The organism is uncultured Microbulbifer sp. (assembly GCF_947489355.1).
In the GTDB taxonomy this organism is placed as follows: domain Bacteria; phylum Pseudomonadota; class Gammaproteobacteria; order Pseudomonadales; family Cellvibrionaceae; genus Microbulbifer.
In genome coordinates, this window is the sequence record NZ_CANLDD010000014.1 from 54751 (window position 1) to 66941 (window position 12191).

Here is a 12191-nt window from a genome sequence, read left to right on the forward strand (position 1 = left end):
GTAACTCACTGCTTAAAGGTCGTATTTAAGACTAGTAGGAATGCTGTTGGTGGCAAGAGTGTTGACCCTGGCGGAGTGATCCCCCAAAGTGCCGGGTAAGTACACGACAGGGGGGAACCCATGCCAGCGGCGGGTCGGTTGCGGGCACTGTATTATCGCCACTGTCGTTTCAGTTGGCGGAGGGCATCCGAGTGGAGTTGACGGGCGCGCTCCTGGCTGAGGCCGAGCTGTTCGCCTATCACACGAAAAGAGCAGTCTCTGTCAGAGGCGAGCCCGTAACGCAGATTTAATACGGTGCGCTGTCGCGCCGGCAGGCGCTCGACCGCTTCGCGCAACCGCTCTGCCAGTTCCTGATTGGTGACCAGCGCATCGGTGTTGTACAGCTCGTCGGCGGGCGCATAGTCGAGCCGGGTACTGCTTTGATCATCCGCGACAGGGTCGTCGAGTGAACCGGTGGGGCCGGGCAATTTCAGCAGGCTCTGGATGCGTTCCAGGTCCAATCCCGTATGCCCTGCAAGGTTCTCATCCGAGGCCGGCAGACCCTGCGCGCGCACTTCGCCAATGGCCCGATATATGCTCCGAAGGTCGTCCTGGACATTGGCAGGCTGGCGCACCAGATCCTCGTTGCGGCGCAGAGCCAGCTGGATTTCCTGCTGTATCCACCAGTAGGCATAGGTTGAGAAGCGATAGCCCATTTGGGGTTTAAAGCGCTCTATGGCTTTCATTAACCCCACATTGCCCTCCTGAATCAGATCGATAAAGGGCACAGCCGGATTGCGAAACCGCTTGGCAATGGCAATGACCAGGCGCAGGTTGCACTGGATCAGTTTTTTGCGCTGTTTTTGGAAGCGCTGCAGTAAGCCGGTCAGCCGACTGCGGTCCCGCGGGAGAAGATGCCCCAGTGTCAGAAGTTCCTGGGCATGGCCTATGATCAGGCCGTGATCATAGGCCCCGGTGCTGCCTCTCTGCTCAACGCCCTCGCTGCGCAGCTGCACCGCTTGTTTGCCATAGTGTTGTAACAGGGCGATTAATCGGTCCTCCAAATCCCGCAGCAGGCAGGTGGTACTGTGCTCTTCCTCGGGAGTGAGTAAGTCGAGCCGGTACAGGTGTTTGAGATAGCTTTGCATTGGGGTGCTGCCACTCTCAGTGAGCGGCTCCCCTGATGCGGGGATCTCTCCGATATCCGGTCCAGGCTCTGCATGGCCACAGGCACCTGTGCCGGAATCGGATAGGGCTTCGTCTGTATCCTTCAGCCAATCTTCATCCCTTGAGTAAAACTTTTCTCGGGACAAGTACCTAAACTCTCTGTACGTAGTGTGTGAACGCTGTAAGCGGTTGGGGCCAGACGCAGTTTGGCGCCAAATTCACTTTAACTATAGTTGAACGTTGAAAAAAGCGCCTATTTTGATGTGGACTCTTGGGTCTTTTTTCTAAAGGCGAAGACTAGGAGCTGTTCCCGCTTGAATGTAGCCATATTGATTTATAAGAGCAAGTTCGCGTTATTTAGGTTCTATCACAACGATGAAACGAGCTTGCAATGTCCCGATTAATGCTCAGCGATGAGCACTGGTCGAAGCTGTGGAGAATTCTGCGGCAACTGGCCATCTCTAACAAGGGGGATCTCCGTATGACCGTTGAGGGCATGTTCAATCGAATGCGTACAGGTTGTCCATGGAGAGATCTACCGAAGGGCTTCGGATGTTGGAGTGAGATGTGCTAGCGCTTCAATGCCTGGTCAGCGTTAGGTAAGTGGCAGAAAGTATTTCAAGCGCTGGTGATAACTATGGCTTGTGCCTTCCTATGGCTACCTATGTGAAACAGGAACAGCCCCTAGGACTAGTGGCAGGGGAGTATATAAAGGATGTACGGCGGAGATTATTTTTTAGGATTTTGCACAGCTAATTAGCTGTTTGCTCTCCTTCCGCAAACGAAGCATTCTTATTTCTGTGTGTTCAGCGCAGTGTAGTCGCGAAAAGCCACATTTTCATGCTCTTGGAGTTCTTTCAACCGGCAACTTGGTATGCTGATATTTACTTCGAGTGCCTGGCTTGAGGATATTCATGCCTCATGGAAGAGTTCGGCTTGTATATTGATGATTAGATCGTATACAATTAAAGGTTTGGTTGTCCCAATAGGATTTTAGACCTTGTTATTTTCTTAGTAACACTAATCCAAATACTCTGAGTGGTTGTCCGGTCTTGGTAAAGGGTAGTAGTGAATCTGTTCGTATCATGAGCCCGCAAGTCATTGTAAGCCCCTGCGCCTTCTGTGATAAGTACGGCTATGAGGTGGAGGCTGGGCCTGGGCATGTTTATCAAACCCATTAAAGTTGCATCGCTTAAATCTTGCACTCCTTCTTGAGCAAAATTTTATGAAACATGCTGATAAAATCTGCATTTGTCAAGTGAATTAAAGTGATTTAATAGGGTGCGGGGAAGGACTTCAATATCAGCACGGATCCTGCCTTAATCCAAATTCACCATGGCGGGGGGGTTGAAAAGTCCGGGAGCAGTGGCAGAATGCTGCGTTTTTGTGCAAGTGTTCGGCGTGTCAAGCAGTTACTCTCACGCGCGGCAAATTACAGTTTTTCAAAAACAGAGTAGGTCAACAGTGATTCAAACTAATTATCCAGGCCGAGCACCAGAGGATGACGAAATCGACCTGGTTGCGCTGGTACAGGGCTTGTGGGCTCAAAAATGGCTGATAGCGTCAGTAACCCTTGTGATTACTCTGGGATCTGCGCTTTATGTATTTTTGAGTAAGCCGGTTTACGAAGCACGTATTGCTGTATTGCCACCAGCGCTCAGGGATATTGCTGGTTTCAACGTAGCGCGAAGCGAGAAGAGTGGGCTCCTGCCTTTCACTGTCGATGAAGTATTCGCAGAGTTTACTGGCAACCTACAATCTGAAGAAAGCCGCCGTCAATTTTTCAGGGATGTTTATTTACCGTCTCTCGATAACGAGCAGCGTTTGAAATCTCAGGGCGTGCTTTACAAGGAATTTCAGGAAAATGTACTGAGGATCCTGGAGCCGACCAAGAGCCAATCAGCCTACATTATTGCTGTCGAGCATATTGACCCGGTACAGGCGGCAGAGTGGGTTAATCTTTATTTGGATCAGGTAACCCGTCAATCCTTGATTGACGTAGTGAACAATACTCAGCGTGAAATGGAGGTGAGAAGTAGGCAGTTCCAGCAAGAACTCAAGATCATGAGGGAGTTTGCAAAGATTCGCAAAAAAGATCAACTTGTTAAACTCAGGGAGGCATTGACTGTGGCAGAAGCAGTGGGGCTGGTGGGCCCCCATATGACAGTGGGGCTCGCGAGCCCCACTGTGGTAGTGGAGCTGCCGAGTCCAGAGGGCAGTAGCAGTCGAATCGCACAGCAGGCTTCCGCTTTCAGAAAAAATGACTTGATGTATTTGCGTGGAACGAAAGCATTGCTTGCTGAGATTGAAGCTTTAGAGAGCCGAACCTCAGAAGACCCGTTTATACCTTCGCTACGTAGTCTGGAAGAACAATACAGCTTTCTAAATAACATACATTTCCCCCCAAAAAATCTTGCCATTGCCCGCCCAGATGGCATTGTAGAAACGCCAGATGCACCCATTAAACCTCGAAAGGTATTGGTTCTGGCGCTAGGAGCATTTCTTGGTAGTTTGCTTGGCATTTTTATCGCATTGATTCGACTAATGTTCTGTAAGCATTCCGCTACAGCCCAGGCGATTCCAGCTTCAGTGAGCCAACCCATGGGAGCAAACTAAAATCCTTGTTGCTATTCATATTCTTGAATTTTATTGAAATAGTATCCTTGACCAATTTGTGTTATTAACCCGGTGTCTATGTAGTTTTGTATAATGCCCGAATGGATATTATTGATACAAGAAAATTACCCGCTTCCGCCCAGAAAGAAAAATGTCGAACTGCTGTGAATCCTTGGAAGAAATCAGAGTCTATAGCGAAAATTACGCGGACGCTGGATATTTCCAGCCGAGCAGTACAAAACTGGATCAATGCCTATAAAGAAGGTAGCTTCAAGGCATTGACCGCTATGGGGTGCGGCCGCCCCAAAGGCATAAGCCGTAGTTTAACGCCAGAGCAAGAAGTAAAACTTCAAAAACAGATCGCGGACAAACAGTCAGATCAGCTGAAGCTTGACTACGTGCTGTGGACACGCAAGGCGGTCAGGGAGTTGATAGAGAGTGAATACGTTATAAAAATGTCGATTCGTACCGTCGGTGATTATCTGAAATGCTGGGGCTTTACACCGCAGAAACCCGCCAAGCGGACCTATGAGCAAAACTCTAAAGCCGTAAAAAAATGGCTGGAAGAAGACTATCCAGAGGTCGAACAGCGTGCGAAGCTGGAAGATGCAGAAATTTACTGGGGAGATGAAGCAGTAATTCGCAGAGATTGCCAGCATGAGCTTGGCTATGCACCAAAAGAAAAAACGCCGATTGTGAGATTGAACGCCAAACGTGCTTCACTCAATTTTCTCAAGCAATTGATCACGACGTCAGGCCGGAAGGTTTATCTCACTCTGGGCAACCTAAGGGTCATCATGCATGAGTCGTTAAAGCATGGCTGACAGAACACGAGGATGAAATAGAAATATTTTATTTACCAGAATATTCACCTGAATTGGACCCGGATGAATATTTGAATTGCGACTTCAAAGGAGGCGCTTACAGCGGTGTGCCACCACGATCCAAGGAGAAGCTGAAAGGCAAGGTACTTTCCACATAAGAATGTTACAAAAGATGCCCGCGTGTGTAGCATCCTGCTTCAAGCACCGCTCGATTAAATATGTAATCAAATGAACTGTTTTCCCACCGGGTTAATAATGTTTCTAAATGTAGGGGTTATGAATGGAATCGTTCATAAAGATAAGAGTTGAGTAGGTTTTATTCAGTAAAAATTGTTTCTTTACTTTGGTTCGGGTCAGTTTTAGGTGCTGCTTGTGCATTCTTAACTCAAGTACTTCTGGCTAGGGGGCTTGGCCCTGCAGGGTTGGGATCCTTTGTGTCCGCGCTTGGGATTGTAACGATGCTGGCACCTTTGGCCAGCTTTGGTATGGGAGGTTTCTGGCTAAAAGTGTTTGGGCAGGAAGGTTGGCGGGCGATACGCTGGGTGCGCAGCTCATTTAAGTACACGTTGGCGACCACATTTTTGGTGCTTACAGCTTCGCTAACCTGGGCCTTGCTTGGGCCGAATGACGCATCCACCCGAGATTTGCTAGTGGTACTTTCTACGTTTTTATTGGGGCAGGTTGCGATAGAGCTTGTCAGTGCTAAGCTGCAACTGGAAGAGCGTTATCTCGCCTTGACATTATGGCAATTCCTGCCGCATCTCCTGCGTCTGCTGCTGGTATCTATGTTGGTCTTGGTGATGGCTAATGTGATGACGCCATGGAGTGTTGCCTTTGCCTATGCGTTAATTTCACTTGGTATATTTATTCTTGGAACGTTTTATATTCGGCGTTTGTACTGTGGCCAGTTGAATCTTAAAGGACATGGAGAGCTAAGCGCAAGTAACAACCAGCCAACCTTACCTACCAGCATACGGCAAGTAGCAGCCCAGTCTTGGCCGTTTGGCCTAGCCGGTGTTTTTTACTTAATTTATTTTCAAAGTGACATCATCCTACTCAAGTATATTGATGGGGATAAGTCGGCGGGAATTTACAATTCTGCTTTTGCGATTATGGCTGCTGTTTATTTGCTGCCTAGCGTTATTTATCAAAAGTTTCTACTGCCTAAAATACATCGCTGGGCACACTGTGACCGAGATAGATTTTATCAAGTCTATAGAGCCGGAAACTGGATGATGCTCAAATTAGGGCTTTTGTCAATGCTGGCCATCTGGCTCCTAGCATCTTGGGGAGTGCAGTTCTTTTTTGGTGACAGTTACATAGGGGCCGTATTACCTTTAAGTATCCTTTCATTGGGAGTACCAATACGCTTTGTTGCAATAAATGTGGGATCTTCTTTAGTAACTCAGGAACATATGAGGAGAAAGGTATGGTTTATGGCTGTTACGGCATTTTTAAATGTCGCTCTCAATATTATTTTCATACCGAAATATGGAATGAGTGGCGCAGCTGTTGCTACCGTTATCAGTGATATTTTATTACTGTTTTTATATTTATATTCTGCGAATTACCACGTTTTTACAAAAAGGGAAGTGGTGTGTTAGACAATATAGGTGCAACATCAAATATAGAGAAAGTTATTTCAGGTGGTTATTGTATAGGTTGCGGGGCTTGTGCGGTACAAGACGGAAGCATTAACATTCAGGAGAATGCTATCGGGCTACCACAGGCCAGATTGATGCATGACTCTAAACATGGCAATGTTTGTCCTTTTGGGAGTGTGGTTTCAGAAGATGAAATTGCCAAGTCGCTTTATGAGGTTGGCGGCCATTATGATAAAAGAGTTGGGTTCTATGTTAATAACTATGTGGGTTTTGTGGCGGAATCCCAATATAGGAAAAAAGCAAGCTCTGGTGGAGTGATTTCTTGGGTATTGGCTGAACTGTTTCAAAAAGGTGAAATAGATGGTGTTATCCATGTGGCGGAGGGGCGTGATTCTATTTTTGAATATCAAGTATCTGAGTCACTTGGTGAGATCATAAAAAGATCTAAATCACGATACTATCCGGTACATTTTAATAGTGTGTTAAAGAAGGTGCTTGGTAACGGAAAAAAATATGTATTTGTGGGTGTGCCGTGCTTTGTTAAATCTATCAGATTGTTGTCAGCTAACAATAAAGATGTAGCTGAGAGCATAAAGTATTGTATAGCAATATTTTGTGGACACTTGAAAACTAAGGCTTTTGCTGAAATGATTGCTATGCAGCAGGGCATTTCACCTGATGCTATAGCTTCAGTTGATTTTAGAGTGAAAAATCTAAAAAAGCCAGCAAACAAATACAGTAGCCAAGTATTCTTTAAGAATAATGTTGGAGAAATAGAGGCATTGCCGCCTGTTTCAACTCAGAAGCTATACGGACTTGATTGGGGATTGGGTTATTTCAAGCCGAAGGCTTGTGATTGGTGTGATGATATTGCTGGTGAGACAGCGGATTTATCCTGTGGAGATGCTTGGTTGCCTGAAACTGTAAAAGACCCGCTTGGTACTAATATCGTAATCGTTAGGAATAGGATAATTGATAATATTCTTAAGGAGGGGGTCGACAGAGGCTCCCTAGTGTTGAGGGTAGTATCTGTTGATAAAGTTTATGAGTCACAAGCTGGAAACTATCGTCATCGTCGAGAAGGGTTGTCAGTACGACTCAAGGATGCGGAAACCCAAGGCGCTTGGACGCCCATGAAAAGAGTAAAGGTTGCCGAACATGAAGAAGTAGAAGCTAGGAGGAAAAAAATTTATAGACTAAGAGAGAAGATTTCTCGTCGTTCTCATTTTGCTTTTAAAAAATCGAAGACGAAAAGTAATTTCATCTTGTTCATGGTTAGAATGTTGCCTTTCGAGCTATATTATTATTTTTTAAATAAAAGACTATTTAGGGGAGCTGTAAAGCTTCTTTATCAATATGCTCAGTATTTAATACGAAGGATTAAATAATGCGGTTTTATCTTACAGGTCAGCGAACTTTTGGCAACCGTGGTTGTGAGGCCATTGTTCGCAGCACGGTGTTAATACTCAATCAAACGTTTGGTAAAATTGAAGTGCTAGTTCCGTCTGAAGATATTGTTCGTGATAAGCGGCAATGGCCTGAGTCTGGTCAGCAAGGTGTTCGGTTTGTTGATGCCTATTTGCCCGCTTACAACAGACTTTGGGTGCATTTGCAGCGCCTTCCCTTTGCTGCTTTGAAGCGGGCTGGCTGGCCATTCCCTTTCCCCAAAAAGCTGCGAGAGGAAGTGGGAAGTTGCGATGCTGTTTTGTCAGTCGGTGGTGATAACTATTCATTGGATTATCGTATGCCTTCACTGTTGATGGGGATGGATCGTCTCGCTATGGAGTTGGGTAAGCCGGTATTTATTTGGGGGGCATCAGTTGGTCCTTTTGAAGCTGAGCCGTATTTTTTACCTGCTATTCACGACCATCTGGCTAAAATTAAAATGATCGCCGCCAGGGAAAGCCTTACTTATAACTATCTTACGAAAACGCTAGGTTTAAATAATGTTATCCAGATGGCCGATCCTGCCTTTACATTAAAAAAGGAATCCGTCGATACCACTTCGTTTTGGCCGCAAGTAGGAAGTAAAGGCGTTGTTGGCCTTAACATTAGCCCACTGATTGAACGGTTTAAAAAAGGCTCTCAAGATCTTAGGGCTGAGACTATAAAATTTATTCATGAAGTTGTGGCCAGAGGCTTTGGTGTGTTATTGGTGCCGCACGTTATTCCGCTGGATGGCGCTGAACAGAATAATGATTTCTTTTATATGGCCGATATGATGACTGAGTTAAAGATGTATGGTGACTCTGTAACTCTCATGCCAGAATACTTCAACGCTTCGCAGATCAAACAAGTTATCAGTCAGTTGCATTACTTTATTGGCGCACGAACACACGCCACGATTGCTGCATTGTCTAGTAGTGTTCCAACGCTGTCAATTGCTTACAGTGTCAAGGCTAAAGGTATCAACAAGGACTTGCTAGGAGACATGCCGGTAGTATTGTCGACACCAGAGCTAACATCTGCCTCTCTGATGACAGGTTTTGATTACTTGGTAGAAAATGAAACGCAAATTAAGATCTGTCTTGAGAGGGAACTTCCGACATGGCGCGAACAGGTGGGGTTGGCTGCAAGCGAGATAAAAGCAGGAATGGAAATCTATGAGTGAGCAAGCACGCAACAATAAAAGATTTTCTGTTGTTATTCCGCTTTACAATAAAGAAAAGCATATAGTATCCACTCTTCATAGTGTTTTGAAGCAATCTCTAAGTGAATTTGAAGTTGTCGTTATAAATGATGGCTCTACTGATTCCAGTCTTCAGAAGGCTAAATCGGTATTGGATCAAAGAATAAAAATTATTAATCAAAAAAACCAAGGTGTGTCTGCTGCGCGTAATAAGGGAATTGAAGAGGCCTTAGGAGACTATATCGCCTTCCTAGATGCTGACGATCATTGGTATCCATGGCATTTAGAAGAATTGAATTATTTGATTGATACTTACCCTGGAAATGGAGTTTACAGCGTTTCCCACGAGATTTTACGGGATGGAATAAAATACTGTCCATCGCAAATCTATTCCTCTAGTTTTACCGGGGTGGTGGAGGATTTTTTTGATGCGTTTTCTAAAAGTTTAGCACTTGTCAATAGTACTACAGCTTGTTTGCCACGTAATCTATTGATCAATATGGGGGGGTTTCCAGAAGGAATCAAGAAAGGCGAAGATGTTTATGTCTGGCTTAAAGCCATAATTAAAAAACGTTTAGTCTATAGTGCTAGGGTTTGTGCATATTATAATAAAGATGCACAATGTAGAAGTAATTGTAATAGCCGTGATGGTGAGATTCCCTATTATCTCATATGGTTGGATGAACTTATTTCATCAGGTACTCTTGATAGAGTTCATGTGAGGAGCGCGTATAAGTTCCTACAGATAGGAGTGTTTTTTAATGCAGCGGGATTCCGTTTGGATAAAAATAAGCTTGCATATGAGAATATAACACAGTTGATGATTTGTAAATCTTTAAAATTAAAGGCTATGTTGGCTGCTCTTCAGCTGGTACCTAGGCAATTGCTTAAGGTGGCACAACGATATAGGTATGCTCGAATTTATTGAAGAGGGTCACCCCTAAGAAAGTGATTATCCAGTGAGTATAGACGTGAATGCCCCAGGTTACGGGATGCCGAAATTTAGTTTTTAGGTATTTTATGTATTCTTTAAGAAACATAATTTTAGTGTATGCATTGTGTGTTTTTTTTCTTGCGCTTTCTGTTGTGGTGGGGGGAAGAGATGTGTCTGTGGGGGCTGATACAGAGAACTATACATATTTCTTCAATAATATTAAGTCGACATTATACTCAACTCGGTTTGAATTATTGTTTAAGTATTTAGCGTACGGGGTTGGGCTGCTTACAAATAATGCTAAAATATTTTTTGTAGTTATTTTTTTACTATTTAATTTCACTTATTTTTATTTTTACTTATGCATATCTGATGAGCGGCAGAGGATTGTGGGTTTATTTATATTGACCGGATTGATGCTCTCTTCGAGTTGGTATGTTGCAGCTACAATAAATGGTTTGAGGCAAGGATTGTCTTTGCCTGTTTTGTATCTTTCTCTGTTTTTCTTTTCGAAAAGAAAATTCTTAACTTCAGTCCTGTTTTTTATAACATCGCTTGGGTTCCATAAAACGAGTGTATTGGTTTCACCATTTTTTTTCTTAATTTTTATACCCTCATGGTTGGTTTTGTTTTCTTTTATTGTGTGTTCTCTTTTTTATTTGTTCGGCATAACTGAAATATTGGTTAGTATGGTATCTGACCTCCTATCAATAAGCCTTTATGAGGATATAACTAATTATGCATCTGGATCAAGCAACTGGTTTGGACTTCAATATAAATTTTATTTGTATACGGTTTTTTGGGGGGTGGGGTTTTACATCCTGAGAAAATATGTTAAGGAGCCATGTTTTAAAACTTATATGACCTTATGGAAGTTCTACTGCATTTTAATGATGCCATATTTTTTCTTTGGATTTGCTGCTTATTCAAATAGATATGCATTTATTGGGTGGTTGTTTTTACCAATAATTCAAGCGTTTTTTATTGCTTCAAGCAAGATAGGTAAAAAAATTAAACTTATGCTTGGGTTGGTATTTTTGGTTTTTGGACTTTTTTCTTATTCTCATTTTATTCTTGGTGTTTGGTATTAAACAATTTCTAGCCCAAAAGGGAAGCCCCGGATTTTACCGGGGAGGCACACACAGTATGACGAATCCGGAAGTTTTATAGCCACTTTAATGTGTGAGCCGCCAAGCAACACGCAAAGGGGTCATCATGAGACAAGTGGGCGGTTTACTAATTAGTGCACAAGTATCCAGGCGCGGGTACAATTTCCCAGAATTTTCCAAAGGTTCAGGTCTATCTTATATCACAGCTTAGCCAAAATCATGTCTGGATACTTTTGACATGGTTAATAAGTCACACGAAATGGGAGTGCACTAATTGGTGTATAAGTAGCCAAATCTTGTTAGAATACGCTGCATGAGCGAACTGGATGGTAGAAAACTTGACCATGCAGCTCTTGAAGAGGTTTAGTACAACGCGTTGAGGCCAGTGAGGGTCCGGAAGTGGTTTTTTCTGCGCTGGATTTATCAAGGTCGTGAATCTATGATTGGTTAACGAAATATCCTGAAGGCGGTATTGATGCCCTAAAATCCAAGCCGCTATAAGGGTTACCCTCGAAAATTAACGGGGCCCCAGACCGATAAGATTTATAAGACTTACCACTAAGAATCCCACTCAGCCGTGCTTTGAATTCACGCTGTGGGCTCGCGCAATGATCAGAGGTGTGATCCGTAATGAGTTTGGGGTCAAACTAAGCGATGTATCAGTTGGTCGTTTGTTGCGCAAAATGTGGCTGTCGCTACAAAAATCATTTTGCTGTGCTTGCCAAAGAGACAATGAAAAGATTGAAGCTTGTCTGGAAATAGGGTATCCGGAGATCAGGAAATTAGCCAAAAATGAAGGGGCAACCATCTATTTTTGTGATGAAATCAGTGTTCGTTCCGATTATCACAGTGGTGCCACTTGGGCACCAGTAGGAAAAGCACTGATAATTGAGTCGACTGGTGCGAGATTTGAACTAAATCTTGTATTGGCAATGAGCTCCAAGGGACAAATTCGGTTTATGACGATTGAAAAGAAAATGAATGCCGAAAAGTTCATAGAGTTTCTTGAGCGGCTGTTTTACAGCGCAGATACGCCGATCTTTCTCATTCTTGATGGGTATACTGTTCATAAATCTAGACTTGTCAATGAATTTTCTCAGGAAACTAGAGGGCTGCTGCGTTTTTTTATTCTGCCGCCGCACTCACCGAATCTAAATTCGGATGAGTGAGTATGGAATTGGTTGAAGCGTTACAGGCTTGGGGGAATAATGGTAGCTGACCCTGATCAGTTTAAATGGATGATCAAAAGGTTTATGTGTCAATTACAAAAGATGCCAAAAATTATTTAAGGATTTTTTCGAGATGAAAATTTGAGATATATTAACATTT

Annotated in this window: 10 protein-coding genes and 1 pseudogene; 10 read left to right on the forward strand and 1 reads right to left on the reverse strand. The window is 43.8% G+C overall.

Annotated elements, in window-relative coordinates; all coding sequences use genetic code 11:
* Nucleotides 1-152: 152 nt before the first annotated feature.
* On the reverse strand, nt 153-1292 hold the full coding sequence (locus tag Q1A48_RS08365) for a sigma-70 family RNA polymerase sigma factor (protein WP_299943383.1): 1140 nt from the start codon (nt 1290-1292) through the stop codon (nt 153-155).
* A gap of 245 nt (nt 1293-1537) precedes the next feature.
* Between Q1A48_RS08365 and Q1A48_RS08370 the strand changes: the two are divergent.
* The 10 genes and pseudogenes from Q1A48_RS08370 to Q1A48_RS08410 all read left to right on the forward strand — a co-directional run.
* Nucleotides 1538-1780, forward strand: a pseudogene (locus tag Q1A48_RS08370) (transposase); the annotation flags it as partial.
* 830 nt (nt 1781-2610) lie between these two features.
* Nucleotides 2611-3762, forward strand: coding sequence for a Wzz/FepE/Etk N-terminal domain-containing protein (locus Q1A48_RS08375; protein ID WP_299943385.1), 1152 nt, complete (start codon nt 2611-2613; stop codon nt 3760-3762).
* Between the two features lie 101 nt (nt 3763-3863).
* Nucleotides 3864-4586 (forward strand): IS630 family transposase, encoded by a 723-nt coding sequence (locus Q1A48_RS08380; RefSeq protein ID WP_299943388.1) that lies wholly within the window; start codon nt 3864-3866, stop codon nt 4584-4586.
* A 23-nt stretch (nt 4587-4609) separates the two neighbouring features.
* Nucleotides 4610-4744 carry a hypothetical protein gene (locus tag Q1A48_RS21790; protein ID WP_366523395.1) on the forward strand — a complete coding sequence of 45 codons (135 nt, stop codon included), beginning with the start codon at nt 4610-4612 and terminating at the stop codon, nt 4742-4744.
* A gap of 147 nt (nt 4745-4891) precedes the next feature.
* Nucleotides 4892-6190 carry a flippase gene (locus tag Q1A48_RS08385; protein ID WP_299943391.1) on the forward strand — a complete coding sequence of 433 codons (1299 nt, stop codon included), beginning with the start codon at nt 4892-4894 and terminating at the stop codon, nt 6188-6190.
* Nucleotides 6184-7578, forward strand: coding sequence for a Coenzyme F420 hydrogenase/dehydrogenase, beta subunit C-terminal domain (locus Q1A48_RS08390; protein ID WP_299943394.1), 1395 nt, complete (start codon nt 6184-6186; stop codon nt 7576-7578). Before Q1A48_RS08385 ends, Q1A48_RS08390 begins: the two co-directional genes overlap by 7 nt.
* On the forward strand, nt 7578-8801 hold the full coding sequence (locus Q1A48_RS08395) for a polysaccharide pyruvyl transferase family protein (protein WP_299943397.1): 1224 nt from the start codon (nt 7578-7580) through the stop codon (nt 8799-8801). Before Q1A48_RS08390 ends, Q1A48_RS08395 begins: the two co-directional genes overlap by 1 nt.
* Entirely contained in the window at nt 8794-9747 is a 954-nt protein-coding gene (locus Q1A48_RS08400; protein ID WP_299943400.1) for a glycosyltransferase family 2 protein, read from the forward strand. The genes Q1A48_RS08395 and Q1A48_RS08400 overlap by 8 nt, the downstream gene beginning before the upstream one ends.
* Before the next feature lie 119 nt (nt 9748-9866).
* Nucleotides 9867-10844, forward strand: coding sequence for an EpsG family protein (locus tag Q1A48_RS08405; RefSeq protein ID WP_299943402.1), 978 nt, complete (start codon nt 9867-9869; stop codon nt 10842-10844).
* Between the two features lie 563 nt (nt 10845-11407).
* Nucleotides 11408-12031: an IS630 family transposase gene (locus tag Q1A48_RS08410; protein ID WP_299943467.1), complete on the forward strand. Its 624-nt coding sequence runs from the start codon at nt 11408-11410 to the stop codon at nt 12029-12031.
* Nucleotides 12032-12191: the final 160 nt, after the last annotated feature.